This window comes from Limobrevibacterium gyesilva, from assembly GCF_025989185.1.
Taxonomy (GTDB): domain Bacteria; phylum Pseudomonadota; class Alphaproteobacteria; order Acetobacterales; family Acetobacteraceae; genus Limobrevibacterium; species Limobrevibacterium gyesilva.
The window spans coordinates 411,189-437,539 of record NZ_JAPDNT010000002.1; the positions used below are offsets into that span (position 1 = coordinate 411,189).

A 26,351-nucleotide genomic window follows, 5' to 3' on the forward strand; every position below is an offset into this window, starting at 1 on the left:
CGCATGCGCCAAGCGCCGGCCATAGCGCATCAACGCCAATATCGTGCTATCCGCGCCCCGACATGCGCATCCTGTTCGTCACCTCCAACCGCATCGGCGATGCCGTCCTGTCCACCGGGCTGCTGGACCACCTCCTGCGCACCTACCCGCAGGCCCGCTTCACCGTAGCCTGCGGCCCCGTGGCCGAGGGCGTGTTCGCCCGCATGCCCAACCTCGAGCGGCTGATCACGCTGGAGAAGCGGCCTTATGCCGGGCACTGGCTGCCGCTTTGGGCGGCGACCGTGGGCACGTGGTGGGACCTGGTGGTGGACATCCGCGCCTCCGCCCTGTCCTGGCTGGTGCCGACCCGCCGGCGCGCGGTGATGCGCCGCCGCCCCGGCCACAAGACCGCCCAGCTCGCCGCCATCCTCGGCCTGGACCCGCCGCCCATGCCGGTCACCTGGACCGCGCCGGAGGACCGCGCGCTGGCCGAGCGCCTGATTCCGCCCGGCCCGCCGGTGGTCGCGCTGGGCCCCACCGCCAACTGGACCGGCAAGGTCTGGCCGCCCGAGCGTTTCGTGGAGCTCTACCGCCGGATCGCTGCCGGCCCCCTGCCGGGCGCGCGGGTGGCCGTACTCGCCGGGCCCGGGCCGCAGGAGCGCGCCTTGGCCGCCCCGGTGCTGGACGCGCTGCCCGGCGCGATCGACCTGTGCGGCCGGCTGACCCTGCCGGAGGCCGCCGCCTGCCTGGCCCGCTGCGCCCTGTTCGCCGGCAACGATTCCGGGCTGATGCACCTCGCCGCCGCCGCCGGCACCCCCACGCTGGGGCTGTTCGGTCCCACGCCCGCCCCGGAATACGCCCCCGCCGGCCGCCGCACCGCCGTCGCCCTGGCGCGCGGCCCGGACATGGCGGACCTGCCGGTGGAGGACGCGCTGCAAGCCGCCACCGGCCTGATCGCGGTCCCGCAACCGGCATGACCCGCGCCGCATGACCCGCATTGCCCAGGTGATGGCCGGCGCGGCGCATGGCGGCGCCGAGCTTTTCTTCGAGCGCCTGTGCACCGCCCTGCACGACGCCGGCGACGCCGTGCTGCCGGTCATCCGCACCAACCCCGAGCGCGCCGCCTTGCTGCGGACCGCCGGGATACCGCCGGCCGAACTAAGCTTCGGCACGCCGCTGGACCTGCTGACCCGCCCCCGCCTCGGCCGCATCCTCAGGGAGTTCCAGCCGCGCGTCGTGGTCACCTGGATGAACCGCGCCAACATGCACACCCCGCGCGGCGACTGGGTACGCGTCGGCCGGCTCGGCGGCTATTACGACCCGCGCTACTACCGGGGCTGCGACCATCTCGTCGGCAACACGCGCGGCATCGTCGCCTGGTTGCGCGCCCAGGGCTGGGCCGACGCGCGCACCCACTACCTGCCCAACTTCGTCGAGGACTTCGCCGCCACCGCGCCCGCCACCGGCCTGCCGGCGGGACGCCCCCTGCTGCTCGCCCTCGGCCGGCTGCATACGGACAAGGGCTTCGACACGCTGATCCGGGCCCTGCCGCGCCTGCCCGGCGTGGCCCTGGCCATCGCCGGCACCGGGCCGGAACTCGCGGCGCTGCAGGCGCTGGCGGGCCGCGAGGGCGTGGCCGGGCGCGTGCATTTCCTCGGCTGGCGCAAGGACGCCGGCGCGCTGCTGCGGGCCGCCGACCTGTTCGTCTGCTCCTCGCGCGTCGAGCCGCTGGGCAACATGGTCATCGAGGCCTGGTCCGCCGGCCGGCCCATGGTGGCGGTGTCGGCCGCCGGCCCCGCCGAGCTGATCCGCCACGGCCAGGACGGGCTGCTGGTCCCGCGCGAAGACCCGGCCGCGCTGGCCGCCGGGATCGCCGAGCTGCTCGACGATCCGGCCCGCGCCGCCACTCTCTCCCAGGCCGGCCGCGCCCGCTTCGAGGCGGAATTCGCCCAGACCCCCGTGGTCGCGCAATGGCGGAACTTCCTCGCGACCGTCGAGCGGTAGACCCCCTCAGCCCTCGCCGAACCCCGCCGCCAGCGCGATCCGCACCGCCTCCGCCAGGCTGCGGCAGCCCAGCTTCTCCATCACGTTGGCGCGGTGGATCTCCACCGTGCGCGGGCTGATGCCCAGCTCGTGCGCGATCACCTTGTTCGGCCAGCCATCGACCAGCCGGCGCAGCACGTCGCGCTCGCGCGGCGTCAGGGCCGCGATGCGCGCCGCTGCCTGATCGGTGACCGCGCGCTGGTGCTGCTCGTCCACCACCCGTGTCAGGGCGGCCGCGACAGCGCGCAGGATATCCTCCTCGGAATACGGCTTCTCGATGAAGTCCACCGCCCCCGCCTTCATCGCCTGCACCGCCAGCGCCACCTCGGCATGCCCGGTCACCACCACCACCGGCAGGCTGGCGCCGCGCCGCTTTAGCTCCTGTTGCAGCCCGAGCCCGTCCATCCCGGGCATGCGGATGTCCACGATGACGCAGCCGGGCTCGATGCCGTCGAGCGCCGCCAGGAACGCCTCGGCCGAAGGATAGGTGCAGGTGCTGTGCCCGAACGAGCCGAGCAGCAGCGCCAGCGAGCGCCGCACCGCCTCGTCGTCGTCGACCACGTGCACAACGAGGTGCGCCGCATCGGCCGCGGCCGATGCGGCGCTGTCCCCGGGCCACGATGTCGTCTCACTCATCATGCGTTCCTCTGGTCTGGTTCGAAGGCGGCAGGGTGATGCGAAACAGCGTCCCGCAGCCGGCAGGGCTCGACTCCACCGCCAGCCGGCCGCCATGGCCCTCGACGATGGTACGGCAGATCGTCAACCCGATACCCATGCCCGTGCGCTTGGTGCTGACGAACGGCTCGAACAGCCGTGCCGCGACTTCCGGCGCAAGGCCCGGCCCGGTATCGGCAACCGTGATCTCGACGCCGCCATGCCCGGCGGTGCCGGCCGAGACAACGACCCGGTTGGCCCGGCCGGGCAGCGGCGGCGCCGCCTGCAGCGCCTCGGCGGCATTGCGGATCAGGTTCAGCAGCACCTGCTGGATCTGGGTGCGGTCGACCAGCGCGCGGCCGGTGTCCGGCGCCACCCGCGTGACCAGCGTCACGCCTTGGGTCGAGCCGTCGGCCTCGGCAAGGTCGCAGGCCTCACGGATCAGCCCGGCCACGTCTTCCGGGCGCAGCTCCGCTTCGCCGCGGCCGACGAAGTCGCGCAGCCGGCGGACGATCGCCCCTGCCCGCAGCATCTGCTTGGACGCGTCCGCCACCGCCACCCGCGAGGTGTCCAGCGCGCCCGCATCGCCGGCCTGGGCGCGGTCCAGCAGCCGAACCGCAGCGTTGAGGAAGTTGGTCGACGCCGCCAAGGGCTGGTTCACCTCATGCGCCAGCCCACTGGCCATCGCCCCCATGCTGCTGAGCCGGGTGGCGCGCAGCAGCTCGGCCTGCAGCGTCCGCAGCCGCGCCTCGGCGGCCTGGGCCTCGGTGACGTCGCGGGTCACGGTCATCACCCCGGCGATCCGGCCATCCGCGTCGCGCCACGGTGTCTTGGTCACCGCGTAATGGCGCATCTCTCCGCTGGGCCGCGCGCGTGACAGGTCGAACGCGCGCGTCTCGCCGGTTTCGATCACGTCGTGGTCGACGGTCTCGACCCGGCGCGCGGCATCCGGCGGCAGGATGTCGCGGGCGCGGCGGCCAAGCACGCGCGCATCGTCGTCGCCCTGGCCCAGGCTGACCAGCGCGGCGCGGTTCACGAGCACGTAGCGGCCCTCCAGATCCTTCACATGGATGCCTTCGACCGCCCCGTCCAGCACCGAGGCCAGCAGCCGCTGGCTGGTGCGTGCCTCCAGCATGGCCATGTGCTCGGCCATGGCGCGCCGGCGCAGCACCGCCTCGGCGCTGCCCAGGCTCGTGCGCAACGCCTCGAACTCGGCCACCGGCGATGGCGGCACCGGTTCCGGCCGATCCGCGCCGGCCGCCACCGCACGGGCATGCCCGGTCAGCAACGCCAACGGCCTGGCGAGCCGCCGCGCCAGCGCGATCGCGGCGAAGATGCCCAGGCCCAGCGAAGCGAGCGCATTGACCGCGCGCTCCAGCAACGGTCCCTGCCAGGTGGCGTCGTAGTCGGCCTGCGGCTCGCAGACCGCGACGAGCCAACCCGGCGCCCGGTCTGGCTGGGACAAGGCGCAGATCCGCGCCAATCCGTCGGGCCATTTGCCCTGGCGCTGCGCGTCGTGATCATGCGGCCCGGCGCCGCCCAGCCATGGCGGGACCGACATTCCCGCCCGCAGCGCCGCCACGCCGGCGCTGCCGAGCACGATCCCCTGGGGGTCGGTCAGCAGAGCCACCGCGCCCGGCCCCCGGTTCTGCGCCGCCAGCACCGTGGACACCTGCGCCGGCGTCAGGCTCAGCTCCAGCACGGCGACCACGTCCCCGCCGCGCAGCACCGGCTGGTAGACCGCCGCCGCCGGCCCTTCGCCCGCAGGCTTCCAGGAGACGCCGCCGACCGCCGCGCGACGGTCGCGGATGACCTGTTGCAGCACGTCCGGCGCCGATCCGCCTGGCGGCAGCGCCTGCGGATCGTGCAGCACGAGGGTGTTGCCCAGGGCTGCCGCCACGGCCTTCGCCCGCGTCTCGAAGGCGGGCCGATCGGGCGGCGAATTGAGGTCGGGCGCCGACGCCATCACCGTCAGCGCCATCGCGATCGTCTCGATCTCGCGATCCAGGGCCAGGGCGACGGCCTCGCTGCGCTCCTGCAGCCGTTCGCGGTAATGTTGACGGGCCTGGGTCATCGCGTCGGCGACCATGGCTGCGCTGATCACGCCGACCGGCAGCAGTGCCCACAGCACCAGGGCCACCATGTGCCGCTGCAGCCCGTGCGGACGCGGCTCGCGGTCGGCCGGAAGCGACGCCCGCTGCGACAGCCAGGGCCCGGCCACCCTCAGCCAGGCCGAGGCCGCGCATGCGGCCCGCAACCAGGCGGACCGGATCAGCTGTCGTTCCTCGGTGGCTTCGCCGATCGCATCCTCCCGCGGCATCAATGCAATGGTATCTAGCAAATCCGCCCGGCCGTCCCCAGCGTTGTGCTCGGCAAGCCGCGCCGTCACGGGATGGCGGCGCCGCGGCTACGCAGCCCCCCTGGTCCGCGCGGTCCGCTGCGCCGCGATGCCCACGCCGCCCGGTCCGGCTTTCCCTATTCCGGCTGGATCAGCCCCGCGGCCTGCGCCTGGGCACGTGACGCGGCCATGCTGTCGGTGATCGCCAGTGCCGCCGCCAGCGCCCGGCGGCCGGCGGCCGCGTCCACCACCACGGGGGCGCCGTCCAGCACCGCCGCCACGAAGGCGGCGTGCTCGGCCTCCAGCGCGTCGTGGTCCTGCCACGTGACCTCTTCCATCCGGCCGTCGTCGATCAGCGGCAGCGGGACGCCGCGCTCGCGGCCGATCATCATCAGCTTGCGGGCGGCGAAATCGACGGTGATGTAGCCTTCCTGGCTGAACAGCCGCATCCGCCGCTCGGCCTTCAGCGAGATCCGGCTGGCGGTGATGGTGGCCACGCAGCCATTGGCGAAGCGGATGCGGGCATTGGCGATGTCCTCATGCTGGCTGGCCACCGGCGCGCCCACGGCGTCCACGCTCTGGATCGGGCTGTCCACCAGCGACAGCACGAGGTCGAGGTCGTGAATCATCAGGTCCAGGATCACCGACACATCCGTGCCGCGCGGCTTGAACGGGGCGATGCGCACGCACTCGATATAGACGGGCCGGCGCATGCGGGCGCTGATCGCCGCGTGCTCGGCGGAATAGCGCAGCAGGTGACCGACCTGCAGCACCAAGCCGCGCCCGGCCGCCAGCGCGGCCATGGCGTCCGCCTGTTCCAGGGTGGCCGCGATCGGCTTTTCCACCAGCACGTGCTTGCCCGCGCGCAAAGCCTGCGTGGCAAGCGCGAAATGCGCCTCGGCCGGTGCCGCCACCACCACCGCGTCGCAGGCCGCCATCAGCGCGTCCCAGTCCAGCGGCACGGTCCCGGCCTCCTGCGCCACCAGGGCGGCGCGGGCGCTGTCCGGGTCGTAGAGCCCGGCCAGCACCGCCCTTGGCGCCGCCGCCACCTTCAGCGCGTGGAAGCGGCCGAAATATCCGGCCCCGGCAATGCCGATTCGCAGTGTCGCAGCAGTCATGGCGTGTTTCCGGTCCTCGGCAACTCGTTTCCGGGACAGGTAGCATTCTCCGTGGTTTTCAGCCATTACCCCCGCCTGTTGCGTCGCGGGGGGGTTGTCGTCATTCTCCGCCCCCGCCGACCCCGCCGGTCACGCCCCCGTGACCGGGCGGAGGCGTATGATGGAGCCGCCTTTCTCTCATGTGTCCGTCTTCGTGATACTCGCACCATGATGTATTTTTCCCGCCTCAAGACCGCCATGGTCGTGGGCATCTGCGTCCTGGGCGTGCTCCTGAGCCTGCCGAACCTGTTCCCGTCCCCGGCCAGCTGGGTCCCGTGGCGCACCATCCATCTCGGCCTCGACCTGCGCGGCGGCAGCTATCTGCTGCTGGAGGTCGACATGAACGCGGTGGTGAAGGAACGCCTGGACAGCCTGGCGGATTCCGCCCGCCAAAGCCTGCGCCGCGCCGGCGTGCCGCGCTTCACCGCCACCCCCCAGCCGGCGCAGAACCGCATCGTCGTGCGCATCGACGACCAGACGAAGCAGGACGCGGCCCTGGCGGCGCTGCGTGAACTGGCCACCGCCGCGGGCGGCAGCCTGGGCGCGCGGCCGGACCTCGATTTCGAGGTGACGCCCGGCCAGATCACCATCACCCTGTCTCCGGCCGCCCTGATCGACCGCGCCACCGCAGCGGTGCAACAGTCGATCGAAATCGTCCGCCGCCGCATCGACGAGACCGGCGTGGTGGACCCGATGATCACCCGCCAGGGCGAAAGCCGCATCGTCGTCCAGCTGCCTGGCGTCGAGGACCCGAACCGGATCAAGGAGATGCTGGGCAAGACCGCCCGCATGACCTTCCGGCTGACCGACGAGAACGCCAACCTGAACGCCGCCGTGCCACCGCCCGGTGTGGACTTCCTGCCGCTGGAAGGCCAGGCCGGCGGCAAGATCGCGGTACGCCGCCGCGTGGAGGTGGACGGCGCCAACCTCACCGACGCGCGCGCCGGGCAGAACCCGCAGACCGGCGAGTGGGTGGTGAACTTCACCTTCGATTCCGTGGGCACCCGCCGCTTCGCCGACATCAGCCGCGCCAATGTCGGCCATCCCTTCGCCATCGTCCTGGACGACAAGGTCATCAGCGCCCCGGTGATCCGCGAGCCGATCACCGGCGGGCGCGGACAGATCAGCGGGCGCTTCGATGCACGAACGGCCACCGACCTCTCGGTCCTGCTGCGGGCCGGCGCCCTGCCGGCGCCGCTGACCGTGGTCGAGGAACGCAGCGTGGGGCCGGAGCTGGGTGCCGACGCGATCCGCGCCGGCGCCATCGCGCTGGCCGTCGGCTTCGTGCTGGTGATGGTCTACATGGCCTTCTTCTACGGTCTGTTCGGCTGGATGGCGAACGTGGCCCTGCTCGTCAACCTGGTGCTGCTGACGGCGGTGCTGAGCCTGCTGGAGGCGACGCTGACATTGCCGGGCATGGCGGGCATCCTGCTGACCCTGGGCATGGCGGTCGACGCCAACATCCTGATCAACGAACGCATACGCGAGGAAGTGCGCAACGGCCGAACACCGCTGAACGCGATGGAGACCGGCATTCGCCGCGCCTTCTCGACCATCATCGACAGCAACGCGACCGGCTTCCTCGCGCACGTGATGCTGTTCGTTTTCGGCACCGGGCCGGTGCGCGGCTTCGCGGTGACCATCACCGTCGGCATCGCCACCAGCCTGTTCACCGCCACGATGCTGGTGCGGCTGCTGATGGTGCGCTGGTACGCCGCCAGGCGCCCCGCCGTGTTGCCGGTGTAGGACGCACGCCATGTTCATCCGCCCGATATTCCGCATCGTTCCCGATGACACGCGCATCCCGTTCATGCGCGGCCGCTTCATGGGGCTCATCGTCTCCGCGGTGCTGTCGATCGCCTCGGTGATCCTGTTCTTCCATCCCGGCTTGCACGAGGGCATCGACTTCTCCGGCGGCATCGTCATGGAGGTGCGCACGCCCGGGCCCGCGGACTTCGGCAAGATCCGCGCGGCGCTGGCCGAGCAGGGCATCCGCGAGCCGGGAGTGCAGCGTTTCGGTGAAGCAACCAACGTGCTGATCCGCCTGGAAGCCCAGCCAAGCGAGGCCGCCACCCAGGACATGGTCAACCGGGTGCGCACCGCCGTCGAGTCTTCGCAGCCCGGCGCGCGCGTGCTGCGCACCGATGCCGTCGGCGCCTCGGTGTCGGCCGAACTGTTCCGCGACGGCATGCTGGCGCTGGGGCTCAGCCTGCTGATGATCATGGTCTATATCTGGTTCCGCTTCGAATGGCAGTTCGCGGTCGGGGCCGTGGTGACGCTGCTGCTGGACGTCACCAAGGCGATCGGGTTCCTGGCGGTCACCCGTTTCGAGTTCGATCTGGTGATGGTCGGCGCGATCCTGACGATCATCGGCTATTCGACCAACGACAAGGTGGTGGTCTACGACCGCGTGCGCGAGAACCTGCGCAAGTACAAGTCCATGTCGCTGCGCGACCTGATCGACCTGTCGATCAACGAGACGCTGAACCGCACGCTCGGCACCTCCATGACCGTGTTCCTGGCCACCCTGCCGCTGGCCCTGTTCGGCGGCAGCACGCTGTCCGGTTTCGCCTGGGTGATGCTGTTCGGCATCGTGATCGGCACCTCGTCGTCGATCTTCATCGCCGCGCCGATCCTGCTGTTCCTGGGCGAGCACCGGCTGCGACGCGACGCGGCGGTGCAATCGCCGGCCAAAGCCGCCTCGTGATCCGCCGCCGGGCCCTGCTTGCAGCGAGCCTGGCACTGCCCGCGGTCCGACCCGCATGGGCCGGCCGCCGCCTGGACCTGATCGTGGGAGCGCCCGCCGGCGCGCCCTCCGACACCGCGGCCCGTGCCTTCGCCCCGTTCCTGGAACGGCATCTGCCGTATTCGCGGCTGCGCGTGGTGAACATCCCCGGCGACGCCGGGCTGGCCGGGTTCCGGGCCCTGGCGCGGGCCGACCCCTCCGGCATGACGTTCGGCTGGGTGGTGACGCCGGTCCTGCCCGCCCGCATGGTGGACCGCCCGGAGGCGGGAAATCTGCTGGACCGGCTGCGCCTGATCGGCGCCGTCGCCAAGGAGCCGATCGCCTTCGTCTCCTCTGCTAACAGCCCACTGGCCTCGGCGGCCGACCTGGTGGGCCGCTCGGCCGACGACGCGGCGGCGGTGCCGCTGGCGACCCCTCCGGCCGGCAGCCCGCCGCATCTGGCAGCGCTGCGCCTGCAGGCGCTGGCCGGGACGACGCTGAACATCGTCGCCTTTCCCAGCGCCGCCGCCGCCCGCCAGGCCGCCCTGTCGCGCCACGCCGCGGCGGCGGCGCTGGGTCTGGGCGATGCGGTGGATTGCCTGCGCAACGGCACCCTGACAGGCCTCGGCATCGCCGCCCGCAACCGCCCCCGGGCCTTCCCGGATATCGCGCCGCTGCGCGAAGGCGGGCTGCAGCTGTCTGCCGTCATCCACCGCGGCCTGGCGGCACCCTATGGGTGTCCCGAGGATCTCGCCGGGCAGTTGCGCATGGCGCTGCAGAGCGCGGTGGCAGATCCGGAGTACCAGGCCGCAGCCGACGCCGGCGGCTTCGCCGGCGCGTTCCTGGACGGACCGGCCTGGACCGCGCAGGCAGCCGCCGAACGCGCCGAGCTGGCAGCGCTGTGGGTGGATACGCCCTGGCTGCCGTCGGGCGTCGGCTAGGCCGGCGGGATCGCGGCCAGGGCCTTCTTCAGGCAGGGGTACCAGCCGGTGGTGGTGCCGTCGGCGGGGCGCCAGACAATGAAGCCGCCGTCGCAGCAGCCCACGCCCCATGACGCCCACAACGCGTCCCGCCGATAGACCAGAAGGAAGTCGCCCAGCTCCGGCTCGTCCTCCTGGGCGCTGTTGTCCAGCGCGACCCGCGTGTAGCCCTCCTCGCGCGCGCTGTCGGCCCAGCGCAGGACCTCGATCCTGTCGCGCGCGGTGAAGCGGTTTGTCGGCCGCGCCGGCGGTGGGAACGACAAAATGACGGCAGAGGTCGCGCTGCTGAGGTCCATCGGAAGCTCCCAGAACATTTCCTGGAGCGAAGGTAACCAGGCTGTGAACCACACGTCTGTGAGCTAGTTCACACCGCGTACTCGTACCCCGATCCGTCAGCCCTCGAACGGGTCGCGCATCAGGATGGTGTCGTCGCGCTCCGGGCTGGTGGACAGTAGAGTCACTGGCGCCTCCACTAATTCCTCGATGCGCCGGACATATTTGATTGCCTGCGCCGGCAGCTCCGCCCAGCTGCGGGCGCCACGGGTGGAGCCGGACCAGCCCTCCATCGTCTCGTAGATCGGCCGAGCGGCGGCCTGGGCCCGCGGGGCGGCCGGCAGGCGACGCAGCACCTCGCCGCCGATATCGTAGCCGATGCAGACCTTCAGCTCGGGCAATCCGTCCAGCACGTCGAGCTTGGTGAGGGCGAGGCCCTGAATGCCGCCGACCTTCACCGCCTGGCGCACCATGGCGGCGTCGAACCAGCCGCAGCGGCGGCGGCGGCCGGTGACCGTGCCGAACTCATGGCCGCGATCGCCCAGCAGCGCGCCGGTCTCGTCGGTCAACTCCGAGGGGAACGGGCCGGAGCCCACGCGCGTGCTGTAGGCCTTGGCGATGCCCAGCACGAAGCCGATCGCCGACGGCGCAACGCCGGAGCCGGAGGCCGCCGTGGCCGCGACCGTGTTGCTGCTGGTGACGAACGGATAGGTGCCGTGGTCCACGTCCAGCATCACCGCCTGCGCGCCCTCGAACAGGATGCGCTTGCCGGCGCGGCGGGCCTCGTCCAGCCGTTCCCAGGCGGGCTCGGCATAGGGCAGGATCTGCGGCGCCAGCGCCAGCAGCCGATCTAGCAGCGCCTGCTTCTCGAAGGTCTCTGCACCCAGCCCCCTCAGCAGCGTGTTGTGGTGCAGCAGCAGTTCGTCGAGCTTCTCTGACAGCGTCTCGGGCTCGGCGAGGTCGCAGACGCGGATGGCGCGGCGCGCCACCTTGTCCTCGTAGGCCGGGCCGATGCCGCGGCCGGTGGTGCCGATCTTGCGCTCGCCCCGCGCCGCCTCGCGCGCGCGGTCGATGGCGGGGTGCAGGGGCAGGATCAGGATGGCGTTCTCGGCGATGCGCAGCGTCTCGGGCGAAACCTTCAGCCCCTGCGCGCGCACGCGCTCGATCTCCGCCAGCAATGCCTCGGGATCGACCACCACGCCATTGCCGATGATGCCGAGCTTGCCGCGCACCAGGCCGCTGGGCAGCAGCGACAGCTTGTAGGTCTGGTTGCCCACCACCAGCGTGTGGCCCGCGTTGTGACCGCCCTGGAAGCGCACCACCACGTCGGCGCGGCTGGCCAGCCAGTCCACCACCTTGCCCTTGCCCTCGTCGCCCCACTGGGCGCCGATCACGGCGACGTTGGTCATGCGATCACTCCGATTTGACGGCGACGAGAGCGTCGCCCGACAGCAGGTGGGTGCAGGACAGGCGGCGCGCCTCGGCGCACGCATCCGGCACCGGATCGAGGGCGGCGACGGTGGCGTAGCCCTCCGCGCGCAAGGCGGCCGCACGGGCATGATCGGCCCCGGCCGGCAGATACACGCGCGTCTTCGCCTGGCGCGGCGGCGCCGCGCGCAGCACTGCATCCGGATACAGGGTGATGCCGGTGGCGGGCTCGGTGTCGCCGCAGACATAGCGCCCACCCCGGCCCAGCTCCTCGTGCCGACCGGGGGCATAGACGGTCATGCACACGCCGGTGTGGTAGCGCAGCCCGCGGAACTCGACGGGGTCGACGGTCAGCTTCAACCCGGGCGCGCGGGCCCGGATGGCGGCCACCGAGTCCTTCAGCCGGTCGGCCAGCACCCGCGCCCCCGGCGTCAGCGCCGCGGCATCCAGTGCCGCAAGCGCCCGGTCGGCGGCGCCGGCGGACAGCAGCAGGTCGGTCAGCGTGGCCGCAAGCGGCCCGCCGCGCTCGGCGACGGCCGCCGCGTCCTTGCGGTCCAGCGCGCGGGCCAGCCGGGCGCGGGCCTCCTGCGTGGTGCCGGCTTCGTCCAGCAACGTGGGCACCAGCGGCGGCATGGTGAGGTCGATGCTGAGCCGGGTCAGGCCGAGCAGCGCCAGCGCCTCGGCGGCGACCAGAACGATCTCCGCGTCCGCATCGGGGCTGTCATGGCCGATCAGCTCGATGCCGGCCTGGGCAAGCTGGCGGTCGGGATCGAGCTGGTTGCCGTACACGCGCAGGCACTGGCCGGCATAGGACAGCCTCAGCGGGCGCGACGCCCGGACGAGCCGGGTGGTGGCGATGCGCGCCACCTGCGGCGTCATGTCCGCGCGCAGGCCCATCATGCGGCGGGTGTCCGGGTCCATCAGCCGGAAGGTCTGGTCGCCCATGGCGCTGCCGGACCCGGCCAGCAGCGAGTCCTCGAACTCCAGCAGCGGCGGCTTCACCCGCTGGTAGCCGTGCGCCGCGAAGGTGTCCATCATCGCCTCCACGGCCGCGGCCTCGGTCTCGGCCTCAGGCGGGAGCAGATCGCGCAGGCCGGAGGGCAGCAGCGCGGGATTCGGGGGAGGATCGTCGGTCATGTCGCCTGCCGTGGAAGCCGGGCGCGTATAGCACCCGGCTTCCCCACAACAAACTTAGAACGACAGGGTGGTGGCCTGCACCACCAGCGGGATGGTGCGGACCATGGCCAGCACGTCCTCGGACACCGGCTCGTCCACCGAGACCATGCAGATCGCATCCCCGCCGGCCTCGGCGCGGCCGAGATGGAAGGTGGCGATGTTGATCCCGGCTCCGGCCAGGGTGGCGCCGAAGCGGCCGATGAAGCCCGGCTTGTCGTGGTTGGTGACGTAGAGCATGTGCGGGGCGAAATCGGCCTCCACCTTGATGCCCTTGATCTCGACGATGCGCGGCTTGGAGCCCGCGAACAGCGTGCCCGCCACCGCGCGCGACTGCCCCCCGGTATCGACGGTGATTCGCACCAGTGTCTGGTACTCGCTGGGGCGGTCGTGCACGGTCTCGGCCACGTCGATGCCGCGCTCGCGCGCCAGCACCGGGGCGTTGACCATGTTCGCGCCGGTCATCATCGGGCCGAGCAGACCGGCCAGTGCCGCCGCCGTCAGCGGGCGCTGGTTGAGGTGCGCCGCGTTGCCCTCGTACTCGATGATCACGCGCTTCAGCACGCCGTCCCGTGCCTGCGTCTGCTGCCCCGCGAAGGCGCCGAGCAGGCGGCACAGCTCCATGTAGGGCTTCAGCCGCGGCGCCTCCTCGGCGGTGACGCTGGGCATGTTGATGGCGTTGGCGACGGCGCCGGTGAGCAGGAAGTCGCTCATCTGCTCGGCGACCTGCAGCGCCACGTTCTCCTGCGCCTCGGCGGTGGCCGCCCCCAGATGCGGCGTGCAGACCACGTTTTCCAGCCCGAACAGCGGGCTGGCGGTGGCCGGCTCGGTCTCGAACACATCCAGCGCCGCGCCGGCGACATGGCCCGACTTCAGCGCCTCGGCCAGCGCCGCCTCGTCCAGCAATCCGCCGCGGGCGCAGTTGACGATGCGCACGCCCTTCCTCATGCGCGCGATCGCCGCGCGCGACAGGATGTTCCTGGTCGACTCGGTCAGCGGCGTGTGCAGGCTGATGATGTCGGCGCGCGCGATCAGGTCGTCCAGTTCCACCTTCTCCACGCCCAGATCCAGCGCCCGCTTCTCCGTCAGGTACGGGTCGAAGGCGATGACGCGCATCTTCAGGCCGTGCGCGCGATCGGCGACGATCGAGCCGATATTGCCGCAGCCGATCAGGCCGAGCGTCTTGCCGAACAGCTCCACGCCCATGAAGCGGTTCTTCTCCCACTTCCCGGCCTTGGTGGAGGTGCTGGCCTCCGGGATCTGGCGCGCCAGCGCGAACATCATGGCGATGGCGTGCTCGGCGGTGGTGATGGCGTTGCCATAGGGCGTGTTCATCACCACCACGCCGCGGGCGGTGGCCGACTTCACGTCGACATTGTCGACGCCGATGCCGGCGCGGCCCACCACCTTCAGATTCGGCGCGGCCTCCAGCAGCTCCTTCGTCACCTTGGTGGAGGAGCGGACGGCGAGGCCGTCATAGCCGCCGATGAGGCCGCGCAAATCGGCCGGCGACAGGCCGGTCTTCACGTCCACCGCGATGCCGCGCTGGCGGAAGATCTCGACGGCGGCGGGGGACAGCTTGTCGCTGATCAGAACCTTGGTCATTTCGGCTACTCCGCCGCCTGTTGCGCGTACTGGGCCCGAACCTGCGCATGCGCCCAGTCGAGCCAGGGCAACAGGGCGGCGATGTCGGACGTCTCCACGGTGGCGCCGCCCCAGATGCGCAGGCCCGGCGGCGCGTCGCGGTAGCTGGCGATGTCGTAGGCGATCCTCTCGCGTTCCAGCAGCGCCGCGATCTGCTTCGCCGCCCCCGCCTGCCCCGCCGCATCGAGTGCCGCGAACCAGGGGGCGGTGATCTTCAGGCAGATCGAGGTGCAGGACCGCGTGACCGCGTCCTCGGCCAGGAAGCCGGCCCAGTCGCTGCCGGCGACCCAGGCGGCCACGGCGGCCAGATTGGCCTCGCTGCGCGCGATCAGGCCCGGCAGCCCGCCGACGGCCTCGGCCCAGCGCAACCCGTCCAGCGCGTCCTCCACGCACAGCATGCTCGGCGTGTTGATCGTCTCGCCCTTGAAGATGCCCTCGCTGAGCTTGCCGCCGGAGGTGAGGCGGAAGATCTTCGGCAGCGGCCAGGCCGGCTTGTGGGTCAGCAGCCGCTCCACCGCGCGCGGCGACAGCGCCAGCATGCCATGCGCCGCCTCGCCCCCCAGCACCTTCTGCCAGGACCAGGTGACGACATCGAGCTTGTCCCAGGGCAGATCCATCGCGAAGGCCGCCGAGGTGGCATCGCAGATCACCAGCCCGTCGCGGTCCGCCGCGATGAAATCGGCATCCGGCAGCCGCACTCCGGACGTGGTGCCGTTCCAGGCCAGCACCAGGTCATGCGCCGGGTTCACCTGCGCGAGGTCCGGCAGCCGCCCATAGGGCGCCTTCAGCACCCGCGCGTCGGCCAGCTTGAGCTGCTTCGCGACATCCGTGGCCCAGGCCTCGGAAAAGCTCTCGAACGCCAGGATATCAACGGGCCGCGCGCCCAGCAGCGACCACAGCGCCATCTCCACGGCGCCGGTGTCCGAGGCCGGCACGATGCCCAGGCGCCAGTCGGCGGGCATGCCCAGGATGGCGCGCGAGCGTTCGATGACCTCGGCGAGCTTCGCCTTCGGCTCGCGGGCGCGATGGGACCGGCCCAGCAGGGCGCCGTTCAGCGCGTCCAGGCTGAAGCCGGGACGCTTGGCGCAGGGACCGGATGAGAAATCGGGGTTGGCCGGACGCAATTCCGGCGTGGCGGCGAGTGCCATGATCTGGCTCTCCCTTACAGAAGAGAAGCGCCCCGGTGGGGGGGCGTGGCCCGCGCGCGGTCTAGCGGGTCACGGCGGCGAGCGCAAGGGGATTGCTGCGGGTGCGAACAAGTCCGGGGATTTGCACCTGGACCAATTTGTGGCGTGGGCGCAAGAATGAGCGCGGTATTGCCTGCAAGGCCAATCATCCAGGGGATGTCGGATGCGAGTGCTGGCGGCCATTGGTGTTCTGGCGATCGTCGTGGCCATTGCCGCCGCGGCCTTCTTCTTCGGCGGCTTCTACAGCGTCGCAGCAAGCCAGCCGCAGCCCGGCATCGTTGCCTCCGCACTCATCCGTGTGCGTCAGGCCTCGATCAACCGGCATGCGGTGGAAACACCGCCCCTATCCCTGGTTGATGTGGCCGTGGTGCAGGCGGGTGCGCGCGCTTTCGCCCAGCGAGGCTGCACGAATTGTCACGGCGGGCCGGGCGTGGGTTGGGCGAAATTCTCCGAGGGGCTGAACCCGGGCCCGCCCGACCTGAAGGAGATCGTGGACACTATCGAGCCCCGCCAGCTTTTCTGGGTCATCAAGAACGGCATCGATATGACGGGCATGCCGAGCTTTGGGGCGATCGAGGTGCCGGACAAGGAGATCTGGACGATCGTTGCCTTCCTCAAGAAGCTGCCGACCGTTTCGGACCAGGATTACAAGGCCTGGACCGCGCCCGCGTCCAGCGGGACCCAGTGACCTGAGGCCGACCGGCAGGCGGGCCGCCCGCGATCGCCGGTCAGGCCGGGCGGCGGCGCAGGGCGTCGATGATGCGCACCAGCTTGGCGCCTTCTTCCGTCCCAGGGTCGAGTAGCCGTTCCCGCGGCTTCGTCTCGGCAAGACGGCTGATCTCCATCAGTGCGTGCATGTGCTGGCGCCGCGTCAGCTTGTAGTACGAGGGGCGATAGCGGAAGAACAGGCGGGTCAACTGGCCGGGGCCCAGCAGCGCGCCGATCTCGCTGACGGTCGTGTAGATCAGGAAGCAGACGAAGATCCAGATCTGGATGGCAGCGAAACGGTGCCAGGTGAAAGCCGCAGCGGCTTCGGCGAAGGCGGGACCAAAACCATTCGCATCCAACGCAAAGTGCACGGTCTGCTCGAGCATGCGGGCGATGAACGTGACCAGGGTATAGAAGGCGGTCTTGTAGAGGACAGGGAAGATCAGCGGGGCCCCGCGGAAGCGGTCGATGGCGTGCAGGCTGTCGGCCACCAGCACGGCCTTGCCGACGACAAGCGCGAACCCGGTCGCCAGCGCAAAGTTGGTGAGCGCGTACCAGTAGTCATGCACGAGCAGGTTCGTGGTCAGCACGATGATGTTGAAGGCGCAGAAGAAGTAGATGGCCGGCGGCAGGAAAAGCTTCATCTCGTGCCACCAGATCCGATAAACCTTGTGCGGCAGCGTTTCGGGTGCGTGCTGGATGGCGGAGTCCATGGCAACGTCTCCCACCGGTTGATCCCGGAACGAGCGTCTGATGACCGTCGTTGCTGCAATTGTACAACGACCGCACCGGCCGCTACGCTCAAGATCTCGGGCGTTCGGAACGTGCAGGGTTACGCGACGTCGTCCGCGAGCTTCGCCCAGCGCTCGTGGTCGCGCCAGGCGCCGGCGATGCGCAGATAGCGCGGGGAGAAGCCTTCGCACCTGAAGCCCAGGCGCTGCACCAGGGCGAGCGAACGGGCATTGCCCGGCTGGATGTTGGCCTCCACGCGATGCAGGCCGAGCGGCCCGAAGGCGTGGGCGACGGTGAGCCGCACCGCCTCGGTCATCACCCCGCGGCCGGTGACGCCGGCCATGCCGTGATAGCCGAGATAGGCGCTGAGGAAGCCGCCGCGGACAATCTCGTTGAGGTTGATCAAGCCGGCGATGCGGCCTTCATATTCCGCCACCATCGACACTTTCCGGTCGCTCAGCGTCGTGGCGAACCAGGACTTGAACCCGGCCATGTCGGTGAACGGCTCGGCCCATGGCGTGTGCAAGGCGCGGCTTTCGACATGGGCGCGGATCAGGGCGGGGCCGTCGGCATAGGCGACGGGGCGGATGGTGACGGCTCGGGTCATGCGGATCTCACGAAGGCAGCAACTTGGCGAGCAGCGCGGCCGGGTTGGCCAGGAAGGCGCGGGTGACGCGGACATGCTCGATATCATCCCACGCGGCCGCGCGCAGCCTGCCGCCTTCGGCCAGCAGGATGCTGGCGCCGGGCAGCGCCATCAGGATCGGCGAGTGGGTGGCGATGACGAACTGACACCCCTGCCCCGCCAGCTCGGCCACCAGCGCCATCAGCGCCAGCACGCGGGTGGGCGACAGCGGGGTTTCCGGCTCGTCGAGGAAATACAGGCCGTTCGGCACCAGGCGGCGGCGCAGCAAAGCGAGGAAGGTCTCGCCATGGGACTGGCCGTCGGGGTTCTCGCCGTAGCTGCGGGCAAAGGCGGCGCGCTGGCCCCGCACGACGCCGAGGGCGAGGTTGCGGCCATAGCCTTCGGGGATGCTGGCGGCGATGTCCCGAGCGTCGGCGTCGAGGTCGTGCATGTCCGCGCCGATGCGCTGGGTGAAGCCGAACACGTCCTCGGCGCGCAGGAACAGCCGCGTGCGGGCATGGCGGCGGCGGACGAACAGGAAGCCCTCGGCGAAGGCGCGGGCAGCGGCCAGCGAGGGGTCACGCGGCAGGTCCCGCCTTCCGGCCGCCACCGCGTGCATGCCGGCGGCGATGCCTTCGAGCAGGGTGGACTTGCCCGAGCCGTTCTCGCCCACCAGGAAGGTGACGGGGGCGATGAATTCCAGCGCATCGAGGTCGCGCACCAGCGGCAGCGACCAGGGAAATGATTGCGCATCCGGTGTATGGTCGGGGCGACGGCGCAAGGCGGAAAGGGTGAGCATGGATCGTCATAGCATCACGGGTTCGGGCCTGACCGCCACGGTGCAGGCGGACGGAGCGGAATTATGCTCGCTGCAGGATGCCGCCGGGCGGGAAATGCTGTGGCAGGCGCATCCCGCCTGGCCGCGGCATGCGCCGGTGCTGTTCCCGATCGTCGGCACCCTGAAGGACAATCGCCTGCTGCATCGCGGCCGCGCCTACACCATGGGGCGGCACGGCTTCGCGCGCGACCGGCGCTTCGCCTGGGTGGAGCGCACGGCCACGCTGTGCCGGCTGGTGCTGACCGACGACGCGGCGACGCGGGCAGTCTATCCGTTCGCGTTCCGTCTCGAGGTGACCTATGCGGTCAACGGCGGCGGGCTGGAGATCACCTTCGCGGTGACCAACACCGGCGACGAGATCCTCCCGGCCTCCATGGGCGCGCACCCGGCCTTCAACTGGCCGCTGCGGCCCGGCGCGGCGAAGGACGCGCATCTGCTGGTGTTCTCCGCCGACGAGCCCTGGCCGATCCGCCGCGTGACGGCAGAGGGGCTGCTGCGGCCGGAGGCGCTGCCCAGCCCGATCGAGGGCCGCGTGCTGAAGCTGCACGAAGGGCTGTTCGCGGACGACGCCATCATCCTCGACCGGCCGGCCAGCAATGCCGTGCGCTTCACTGCGCCCGACGGCCCCGCCATCGACGTGGTCTGGGACGGGTTCCCGGAACTGGGCATCTGGTCGCGCCCCGGCGTCGACCTGCTGTGCATCGAGCCATGGCGCGGCATGTCCAGCCCGGTGGCGTTCGCCGGCGAGTTCATGGAGAAACCCGGCCTGATGCTGATCCCGCCCGGCGCAAGGCGGGCGGCGATGCACCGGATCAGCCTGGGATAAGCTCAGACCCGGCCCGGCTCCATCGCCATGATGGTCTGCTAGGCCACCGCGCAGATCTTCTGCGTGCCGTCGGCGGCGATGGCGGCGACGTCCATCTTCGTCACCAGCAGCGTCCGCCCGGACCGCACCACCTCGCCGCTGGCCAGGATTGCCACGCCGGACGCGGGGGCCACGAAGTTGATCTTGTATTCCACCGTCAGCACTTCCCACCCGGCCTCGCACAGTGACATGGCTGCGTAACCGCCGGCGACATCGGCGACGGTGGCGATCACGCCGCCATGGAAAAACCCGTGCTGCTGCGTCACCGCGTCCGAATAGGGTACGCGGATGCGACACAGGCCGGGCTCGATGACGGCGAGCTCAGCACCGATGACACGCAAGGCGCCCTGGCTTGCGAAGCTGCGCGCGACCGCTTCGGCAAAGTCGGGATTGCGAGGCGGGAACATCAGGAAGGCGACAGGAGGATCTCGCCGCGCGCATAGGCCACCGCGGTACCGCCCAGGCGCACGCGGTCTCCGGCCAACTCGCACCACAAGGTGCCGCCACGAGCGCTGGCCTGGCGGCAGACCAGGCGCGTGCGGCCCAGGCGCTCAGCCCAGAACGGCACAAGCTGGACATGCGCCGCCCCGGTGACGGGGTCCTCGGGGATGCCGATCTTGGCGGCGAAATAGCGGCTGGTGACGTCGATCCCCGGCTCGGTGCCGCCGGCAGCGGTGGCGATCAGGCGCTCGCCCGGCAGCGCCGCGACCAGGGCATGGTTCGGGCGCAGGGCGGCAACGGTGGCCGGGTCGTCGAACACGCAGATCCAGTCGCGCGCCCGGTGCACCTCGCGCGGGGTGGCGCCCAGGGCCGCCGCGATGCCGGGCGGCGGGTCTGCGGACACCACCCTCCAGGCCGGGAAATCCAGCACGAAGCGCCCGTCCTCGCGGGTCACGGTCAGCACGCCGGAGCGGGTCTGGAAGGCGAACGGGGCCGGGTCGCCGCGCTCGGCCAGCACGAAAGCGGTGGCCAGCGTGGCGTGGCCGCACAGCTCCACCTCGATCGTCGGCGTGAACCAGCGCAGGCGATACCCCTCCCCGTCGCGCACGACGAAGGCGGTCTCGCTGAGGTTGTTCTCGGCGGCAATGGCCTGCATCACCGCATCCGGCAGGAACGCCTCCAGCGGCACCACGGCCGCCGGATTGCCGCGAAAGACGCGGTCGGCGAAGGCATCGACGATGGCGTAGGACAGCCTCATTTCCGGAGATCTCCCAGGCGTGCGGGATCGACCGTCACCGCGTGGTTCAGCGGGCCATGTCCGGCGCCATAGCCTGGGGCGGAGGCGATGGCGGCGTGCACGTAGGCGCGCGCGCGGGCGACGGCGTCGTGCAGTGCCATGCCCTGGGCCAGCCCGGCGGCGATGGCGCTGGCCAGCGTGCAACCGGTGCCATGAGTGTGGCGCGTCGCCAGCCGCTGCGAGCGGAACACCGTCACTCCGGCGTCGGTCGCCAGCAGATCCACCACCTCGGCACCTGGCAGGTGGCCGCCCTTCAGCAGCACCGCGGGCACGCCCAGCGTCAGCAGCGCCACCGCGGCGTGATGCATCGCCGCCACGTCGGGGATGGCCATGCCCGACAGCGCCTCGGCCTCCGGCAGGTTGGGCGTCACCAGCGACGCCAGCGGCAGCAGGCGGCGTTTCAGATGCGCGACGGCATCCTGGGCCAGCAGGCTCTGCCCGCCTTTGGCGACCATCACCGGATCGACCACGAGCGGAATGCCGCGCGCCTTGGCCGCCAGCACCGTGCTCACCGCCTCGATGGTGGCGGCGTCGCCGAGCATGCCGGTCTTCACCGCGTCGGCGCCCAGGTCGTCGAGCACGCAGGTCATCTGCAGCCGCAGGAAATCGGGCGGCACCGGATGCACGCCCAGGACGCCGAGCGTGTTCTGCGCGGTCAGCGCAGTGAGCGCGGTCATGGCGAAGGCATCCATCGCCGTCACCGCCTTGATGTCCGCCTGGATGCCGGCGCCGCCGCCGGAATCCGATCCGGCGACGATCAGGACACGGCCGCGCATCAGGCGGCCACGGCGGCGATCTTGTCGCAGAGCTCGTCGACGATGCGCAGCACCTGCGCCTCGTCCTCGCCCTCGGCCATGACGCGCACCAGCGGCTCTGTGCCGCTCTTGCGGATCAGCAGCCGGCCGGTGCGGGCCAGCGCCGCCTCGGCGTCGGCGATGGCCGCCTGCACGCTCGGCTTGTCCAGCGGCGAGTCGCCGTTGAAGCGCACGTTCTTCAGCTTCTGCGGCAGCGCCGGGAACACGCGGCAGACCTCGCTGGCCGGCCGGCCGTCCTCGACCACCACCGCCAGCACCTGCAGCGCGGCCAGCAGCCCGTCGCCGGTGGTCGCGTAGTCGGACAGGATCATGTGGCCCGATTGCTCGCCGCCCACGTTCAGGCCGTCGGCGCGCATCTTCTCGACCACGTAGCGGTCGCCGACCGCGGTGCGGTGCAAGTCGAGCCCGCGCCCCTGCAGGAATCGCTCGAGCCCGAGATTGGACATGACGGTGGCAACCACGCCGCCGCCGGCCAGCCGGCCGGCATCGCTCCAGGACCGGGCGATCAGCGCCAGGATCTGGTCGCCGTCGATGATCCGGCCGGTCTCGTCGGCCAGGATCACCCGGTCGGCGTCGCCGTCCACCGCCAGGCCCAGATGCGCCCCGTGCCGGCGCACCTCGCCGCACAGGAAGTCCGGCACCGTGGAGCCGCAGCCGCGGTTGATGTTGAACCCGTCGGGCTCCACGCCCACGCGCACCACGTCGGCACCCAGCTCCCACAGCACGGCGGGGGCCACGCGATAGGCGGCGCCATTGGCGCAATCGACCACGATCTTCAGCCCGTCCAGGCGCAGGCCGCGCGGAAAGGTGGCCTTGGCCGCCTCGATGTAGCGGCCGCCGGCATCCTCCAGCCGCGAGGCGCGGCCGAGCTTGGACGGCTTGGCGAGCAGGCCCAGCAGGTCGCTGTCCATCATCGCCTCGATCTCGGCCTCAGTGTCGTCGGACAGCTTGAAGCCGTCCGGCCCGAACAGCTTGATGCCGTTGTCCTCGTAGCTGTTGTGCGAGGCCGAAATCATCACGCCCAGGTCGGCCCGCAGATTGCGCGTCATCATGGCGATGGCCGGCGTGGGCAGCGGGCCGAGCAGCACGACGTCCATGCCCGCGCTGATGAAGCCGGCCACCAGCGCCGGCTCGATCAGGTAGCCCGACAGCCGCGTGTCCTTGCCGATCACCACGCGGTGGCGGTGCACGCCGCGGGTGAACATCAGGCCGGCCACCTGACCCAGCCGCAATGCGGTTCCCGCGGTCATCGGATCGGAGTTGGCGGTGCCCCGGATGCCGTCGGTGCCAAACAGGCGTCGGTTTGGGGCCATGGTCTGCAATTTCCCTGCAATCTGGGTGGGCGCCGGCGGCAGGCCGGAAAACCTGCCCGCCGTTTTAGACGATACCGGTCAGCCCCCGCCAGACGCGCAGCGCCTGGACGGTTTCGGGCACGTCATGCACCCGCAGCACGGAGGCGCCGTGCAGCACTGCATGCAGCCCGGCCGCGATGGAACCGGGCGCGCGCCGGCGCGGCTCCTGCTCGCCGGACAGGCGGCCGATGAAGCTCTTGCGGGACACGCCGACCACCAGCGGGCAGCCAAGGTTCAGCAGCAGCCGCAGCCGCGGCAGCAGCGCCAGGTTGTCCTGGGCCGTCTTGGCGAAGCCCACGCCGGGATCGATGGCGATGCGCGCGCGGTCGATGCCCGCCGCCTCCGCCGCGGCGATGCGGGCGGCCAGTTCCTGCGCCACCTCCAGCGCCACGTCATCGTAGTGCGCGAGCCGGGTCATGCTTTCGGGGTCGTGGCGCATATGCATCAGCACCACTGGGCAGCCATGCGCCGCCACGACGCCGCGCGAGTCGGGATCATGCCCGAGGGCGGAAATATCATTGACGACCCTGGCGCCGGCGTCGAGCGCGGCCGCCATGGTGGCGGCGTTGCGGGTGTCCACGGACACCATGACCCCCTGTCCGGCCAAGGCGCGCACCACCGGCACCACCCGGGCGCGCTCCTGCTCCGGCGAGGTCGGCAGCGAGCCTGGTCGCGTGCTCTCGCCGCCGACATCGACCAGGTCGGCGCCGGCCTCCATCATCGCCAGCCCCGCCGCCACCGCCCGCGCGGGATCGATGAAGGTGCCGCCGTCGCTGAAGCTGTCGGGCGTCACGTTCAGGATGCCCATCACCCTGGGCCGCGCGAGATCAAGCCCCGCCCAGGGCGCTGGCGCCGCGGACAGACGCGCCAGCGCCGCCGCATACGTGGCAGGAACCTGGTCCACCGGCAGGATGCGCCCGTCCACCCGCGCCAGCGCGAAGGCCAGGGGGCCGCCGGCCAGAGGCCGCGCGACGCCTGCCGCCATCGCCTCGGCGGCGGCAGGCCCGTCGAGCAGGCCAAGCGGTTCGATGAAGTGCGAAGGCGGGATCAACGCCACAGCCAGCCTGGGCAGCGTGTCGCGGCCTGGGACGGATGCAATGGAGAACGCCGATCAGCCCGGCAGCGGCGCCGGCCCGAGCCCCCCGGCAGACGGCGGCACGGGGCGGCCGGCAGACGGCACCGAGGCGCGGCGGCTCTCCGGCATCGGCTCGTCCACGACCTTCTTGATCACCGGCTCGCCACGCAGCACCTGGCGGATCTCGTCGCCAGACAGCGTCTCGTGCTCCAGCAGGCCACGGGCGATGGCGTGCAGCTCGTTGATGTTCTCGGTCAGAATACGCTTCGCACGGGCATAGGCGCCGTCGATGATCTCCTTGATCTCGGCGTCGATCTCGCGCGCGGTGACTTCGGAGACATTCTTGTTCTGGGTCACGGAGTGGCCGAGGAACACCTCCTGGCTGTTGTCGCCGTAGGCGATCATGCCGAGCTTGTCGCTCATGCCCCACTCGGTGACCATCATCCGGGCCTGGTTGGTGGCCATCTTGATGTCGCCGGCGGCGCCGTTGGAAACCTTGTCGGCGCCGAAGATGATCTCCTCGGCGGCGCGCCCGCCCATGGCCATGGTCAGCTCGGCCAGCAGCTTGGACTTGCTCTTCGAATAGCGGTCGCCTTCCGGCAGGCTCATCACCAGCCCCAGCGCCCGGCCGCGCGGGATGATGGTGGCCTTGTGCACCGGGTCGCATTCCGGCTCGTGCATCGCGCACAGCGCATGACCGCCTTCGTGATACGCGGTCATCTTCTTCTCCGCCTCGCTCATCACCAGCGAGCGGCGCTCGGCGCCCATCAGCACCTTGTCCTTGGCGTGCTCGAACTCGGCCATGGCGACGACGCGCTTGCCGATGCGGGCGGCGAGCAGGGCCGCCTCGTTGACGAGGTTGGCGAGATCCGCACCCGAGAAGCCGGGCGTGCCGCGGGCGATCACCTTCGGGTCCACGTCGCTGGCCAGCGGCACCTTGCGCATGTGCACGCGCAGGATCTTCTCGCGGCCGTTCACGTCCGGGTTCGGCACCACCACCTGTCGGTCGAAGCGGCCGGGGCGCAGCAGCGCCGGGTCCAGCACGTCCGGGCGGTTGGTGGCGGCGATCAGGATCACGCCTTCGTTGCTCTCGAAGCCGTCCATCTCCACGAGCATCTGGTTCAGGGTCTGCTCGCGCTCGTCGTTGCCGCCGCCCAGGCCGGCGCCGCGATGGCGGCCGACCGCGTCGATCTCATCGATGAAGATGATGCAGGGCGCGTTCTTCTTGCCCTGCTCGAACATGTCGCGCACGCGGCTGGCGCCGACGCCCACGAACATCTCCACGAAGTCGGAGCCGGAAATGGTGAAGAACGGCACGTTCGCCTCGCCCGCGATGGCGCGCGCCAGCAGCGTCTTGCCGGTGCCCGGCGGGCCCACCAGCAGCACGCCCTTGGGAATCTTGCCGCCGAGGCGCTGGAATTTCTGCGGGTCCTTGAGGAACTCCACGATCTCCTGCAGCTCGCTCTTGGCCTCGTCGATGCCGGCCACGTCGTCGAAGGTCACGCGGCCCTGCTTCTCGGTCAGCAGCCGGGCGCGCGACTTGCCGAAGCCCATGGCCCGCCCGCCACCGGCCTGCATCTGGCGCATGAAGAACACCCACACGCCGATCAGCAGCAGCATCGGGAACCAGGACAGGATGTAGTGCAGCAGCGGGTTCACGTCGCTGTCCTCGGGCTTCGCGATGACGCGCACGCCCTTGTCGGTCAGCCGCGAAACCAGGCTCTGGTCCTCGGGGGTATAGGTCTGGAAGGTCCGCCCGTCGGTCAACTGGCCGCTGATGGTGTGGCCCTGGATGACCACGTCGCGCACGCGCCCGCCATTCACCTCGGAGATGAAGTCCGAATAGGCCACCTGGGTGGCTGCGCTGCGTCCCGATCCCGGCTGGAACAGGTTGAACAGCACCACCAGCAGGAGTGCGATGATGACCCAGAGAGCCAGATTTCGGCCAAAATTGCTCATGTTATCCCTTGGCCACGCATGGCCGTTTCATCCTATTGCGGCGCCGGCGCCCCCCGGGCGCCCACGCCGCACCGAATGAAGATAGGATGTCTGGCCGGCTTTCGCACCCCCACCGTCCCACACACCTCCTTCACCAGCCTCATGGCTCCACTGCCGGCATGAATGGCGCACAGGCAGCCGGGCCGGGCGGGTCGAAGACCATGCGGACAAGTGGACACGACCCTGCATCAAGATAGCGTAGATGCGGCACGGCGAACAGGCGTCCGTCGGCCCGGAGCGCCGGCAGGGTGCGCAGCACGGCAGAAGGCAAGGCCGAGCGGCGGCGCAACGCCGCGGCATCCGGCCCGAGCGCGCCCAGGGTTGCGCCCGCCGGCAGGCCGTCGCCGCCGCACAGGCGGAAGCGGCCGTCCCAGACGGCGCCGTCCCGCGCCGGCACCGGCGGCGCCATCGCCGCCCGCCCGGATTTCACCGCCGCGCACAACAATCTCGGCCGCGCCCTGCAGGACCAGGGCGAACTGGACGAGGCGGCCGCCTGCTATCGCGCCGCGCTGGCGCTGCAGCCGG

25 protein-coding genes are annotated in these 26,351 nt (G+C 71.0%); 8 read left to right on the forward strand and 17 right to left on the reverse strand.

What is annotated here, in order from left to right; all coding sequences use genetic code 11:
- Positions 1 to 62 precede the first annotated feature (62 nt).
- Both OL599_RS05840 and OL599_RS05845 read left to right on the forward strand, forming a co-directional pair.
- Positions 63 to 956 carry a glycosyltransferase family 9 protein gene (locus OL599_RS05840; protein ID WP_264712714.1) on the forward strand — a complete coding sequence of 298 codons (894 nt, stop codon included), beginning with the start codon at positions 63 to 65 and terminating at the stop codon, positions 954 to 956.
- Between the two features lie 10 nt (positions 957 to 966).
- Positions 967 to 1,983 (forward strand): glycosyltransferase, encoded by a 1,017-nt coding sequence (locus OL599_RS05845; RefSeq protein WP_264712715.1) that lies wholly within the window; start codon positions 967 to 969, stop codon positions 1,981 to 1,983.
- A gap of 6 nt (positions 1,984 to 1,989) precedes the next feature.
- Here OL599_RS05845 and fixJ read toward each other — a convergent pair whose 3' ends face one another.
- The 3 genes from fixJ to OL599_RS05860 form a co-directional block, all read right to left on the reverse strand.
- Positions 1,990 to 2,658: a response regulator FixJ gene (gene fixJ, locus OL599_RS05850; protein ID WP_264712716.1), complete on the reverse strand. Its 669-nt coding sequence runs from the start codon at positions 2,656 to 2,658 to the stop codon at positions 1,990 to 1,992.
- Positions 2,651 to 4,996: a sensor histidine kinase gene (locus tag OL599_RS05855; RefSeq protein ID WP_264712717.1), complete on the reverse strand. Its 2,346-nt coding sequence runs from the start codon at positions 4,994 to 4,996 to the stop codon at positions 2,651 to 2,653. The genes fixJ and OL599_RS05855 overlap by 8 nt, the downstream gene beginning before the upstream one ends.
- A gap of 155 nt (positions 4,997 to 5,151) precedes the next feature.
- Positions 5,152 to 6,132 (reverse strand): Gfo/Idh/MocA family protein, encoded by a 981-nt coding sequence (locus OL599_RS05860; RefSeq protein ID WP_264712718.1) that lies wholly within the window; start codon positions 6,130 to 6,132, stop codon positions 5,152 to 5,154.
- A 207-nt stretch (positions 6,133 to 6,339) separates the two neighbouring features.
- Here OL599_RS05860 and secD point away from each other — a divergent pair, with 207 nt between their 5' ends.
- The 3 genes from secD to OL599_RS05875 are packed head-to-tail and all read left to right on the forward strand — an operon-like array spanning position 6,340 to position 9,837.
- Entirely contained in the window at positions 6,340 to 7,917 is a 1,578-nt protein-coding gene (gene secD, locus OL599_RS05865; RefSeq protein ID WP_264712719.1) for a protein translocase subunit SecD, read from the forward strand.
- 10 nt (positions 7,918 to 7,927) lie between these two features.
- Positions 7,928 to 8,878 (forward strand): protein translocase subunit SecF, encoded by a 951-nt coding sequence (gene secF, locus OL599_RS05870; RefSeq protein WP_264712720.1) that lies wholly within the window; start codon positions 7,928 to 7,930, stop codon positions 8,876 to 8,878.
- Complete coding sequence (locus OL599_RS05875) at positions 8,875 to 9,837, forward strand: tripartite tricarboxylate transporter substrate-binding protein (RefSeq protein WP_264712721.1); 963 nt, start codon at positions 8,875 to 8,877, stop codon at positions 9,835 to 9,837. Before secF ends, OL599_RS05875 begins: the two co-directional genes overlap by 4 nt.
- Here the strand turns inward: OL599_RS05875 and OL599_RS05880 are convergent.
- From OL599_RS05880 to OL599_RS05900, 5 genes are all read right to left on the reverse strand, one after another.
- Positions 9,834 to 10,172 (reverse strand): hypothetical protein, encoded by a 339-nt coding sequence (locus OL599_RS05880; RefSeq protein ID WP_264712722.1) that lies wholly within the window; start codon positions 10,170 to 10,172, stop codon positions 9,834 to 9,836. The two genes, OL599_RS05875 and OL599_RS05880, sit on opposite strands and share 4 nt — an antisense overlap.
- A gap of 96 nt (positions 10,173 to 10,268) precedes the next feature.
- A complete protein-coding gene (locus OL599_RS05885; protein WP_264712723.1) occupies positions 10,269 to 11,558 on the reverse strand; it encodes an adenylosuccinate synthase in 1,290 nt (429 codons plus the stop codon).
- Between the two features lie 4 nt (positions 11,559 to 11,562).
- A complete protein-coding gene (locus OL599_RS05890; RefSeq protein ID WP_264712724.1) occupies positions 11,563 to 12,714 on the reverse strand; it encodes an ATP phosphoribosyltransferase regulatory subunit in 1,152 nt (383 codons plus the stop codon).
- Between the two features lie 54 nt (positions 12,715 to 12,768).
- Positions 12,769 to 14,355 (reverse strand): phosphoglycerate dehydrogenase, encoded by a 1,587-nt coding sequence (gene serA, locus OL599_RS05895; protein WP_264712725.1) that lies wholly within the window; start codon positions 14,353 to 14,355, stop codon positions 12,769 to 12,771.
- A 5-nt stretch (positions 14,356 to 14,360) separates the two neighbouring features.
- On the reverse strand, positions 14,361 to 15,542 hold the full coding sequence (locus tag OL599_RS05900; protein WP_264712726.1) for a phosphoserine transaminase: 1,182 nt from the start codon (positions 15,540 to 15,542) through the stop codon (positions 14,361 to 14,363).
- Positions 15,543 to 15,744: 202 nt separating this feature from the next.
- On the opposite strand from OL599_RS05900, the gene OL599_RS05905 reads away from it, so the two are divergent.
- Positions 15,745 to 16,269: a c-type cytochrome gene (locus OL599_RS05905; protein ID WP_264712727.1), complete on the forward strand. Its 525-nt coding sequence runs from the start codon at positions 15,745 to 15,747 to the stop codon at positions 16,267 to 16,269.
- Positions 16,270 to 16,309: 40 nt separating this feature from the next.
- On the opposite strand, the gene OL599_RS05910 is transcribed toward OL599_RS05905, so the two are convergent.
- The 3 genes from OL599_RS05910 to OL599_RS05920 form a co-directional block, all read right to left on the reverse strand.
- The gene (locus OL599_RS05910; RefSeq protein WP_264712728.1) at positions 16,310 to 17,002 is read right to left on the reverse strand and encodes a hypothetical protein; all 693 of its coding nucleotides are present in this window, start codon (positions 17,000 to 17,002) and stop codon (positions 16,310 to 16,312) included.
- Between the two features lie 119 nt (positions 17,003 to 17,121).
- Positions 17,122 to 17,628 carry a GNAT family N-acetyltransferase gene (locus OL599_RS05915; RefSeq protein ID WP_264712729.1) on the reverse strand — a complete coding sequence of 169 codons (507 nt, stop codon included), beginning with the start codon at positions 17,626 to 17,628 and terminating at the stop codon, positions 17,122 to 17,124.
- 7 nt (positions 17,629 to 17,635) lie between these two features.
- Positions 17,636 to 18,445: an AAA family ATPase gene (locus OL599_RS05920; RefSeq protein ID WP_264712730.1), complete on the reverse strand. Its 810-nt coding sequence runs from the start codon at positions 18,443 to 18,445 to the stop codon at positions 17,636 to 17,638.
- Here OL599_RS05920 and OL599_RS05925 point away from each other — a divergent pair.
- On the forward strand, positions 18,444 to 19,310 hold the full coding sequence (locus OL599_RS05925) for an aldose 1-epimerase family protein (protein ID WP_264712731.1): 867 nt from the start codon (positions 18,444 to 18,446) through the stop codon (positions 19,308 to 19,310). The two genes, OL599_RS05920 and OL599_RS05925, sit on opposite strands and share 2 nt — an antisense overlap.
- Before the next feature lie 38 nt (positions 19,311 to 19,348).
- Here the strand turns inward: OL599_RS05925 and OL599_RS05930 are convergent, their stop codons facing one another.
- The 6 genes from OL599_RS05930 to ftsH form a co-directional block, all read right to left on the reverse strand.
- Positions 19,349 to 19,756 (reverse strand): PaaI family thioesterase, encoded by a 408-nt coding sequence (locus OL599_RS05930; protein WP_264712732.1) that lies wholly within the window; start codon positions 19,754 to 19,756, stop codon positions 19,349 to 19,351.
- On the reverse strand, positions 19,756 to 20,547 hold the full coding sequence (locus OL599_RS05935; RefSeq protein ID WP_264712733.1) for a PhzF family phenazine biosynthesis protein: 792 nt from the start codon (positions 20,545 to 20,547) through the stop codon (positions 19,756 to 19,758). The genes OL599_RS05930 and OL599_RS05935 overlap by 1 nt, the downstream gene beginning before the upstream one ends.
- The gene (thiD, locus tag OL599_RS05940) at positions 20,544 to 21,362 is read right to left on the reverse strand and encodes a bifunctional hydroxymethylpyrimidine kinase/phosphomethylpyrimidine kinase (RefSeq protein ID WP_264712734.1); all 819 of its coding nucleotides are present in this window, start codon (positions 21,360 to 21,362) and stop codon (positions 20,544 to 20,546) included. The genes OL599_RS05935 and thiD overlap by 4 nt, the downstream gene beginning before the upstream one ends.
- On the reverse strand, positions 21,362 to 22,714 hold the full coding sequence (gene glmM / locus OL599_RS05945; protein WP_264712735.1) for a phosphoglucosamine mutase: 1,353 nt from the start codon (positions 22,712 to 22,714) through the stop codon (positions 21,362 to 21,364). Before glmM ends, thiD begins: the two co-directional genes overlap by 1 nt.
- 64 nt (positions 22,715 to 22,778) lie before the next feature.
- A complete protein-coding gene (gene folP / locus OL599_RS05950) occupies positions 22,779 to 23,804 on the reverse strand; it encodes a dihydropteroate synthase (RefSeq protein ID WP_264712736.1) in 1,026 nt (341 codons plus the stop codon).
- A 60-nt stretch (positions 23,805 to 23,864) separates the two neighbouring features.
- Positions 23,865 to 25,787 carry an ATP-dependent zinc metalloprotease FtsH gene (gene ftsH / locus OL599_RS05955; RefSeq protein WP_264712738.1) on the reverse strand — a complete coding sequence of 641 codons (1,923 nt, stop codon included), beginning with the start codon at positions 25,785 to 25,787 and terminating at the stop codon, positions 23,865 to 23,867.
- A 287-nt stretch (positions 25,788 to 26,074) separates the two neighbouring features.
- Between ftsH and OL599_RS26010 the strand changes: the two genes are divergently transcribed.
- Positions 26,075 to 26,351 (forward strand): tetratricopeptide repeat protein (locus OL599_RS26010; protein ID WP_264712739.1); only part of this gene is annotated, 277 nt, incomplete at its 3' end.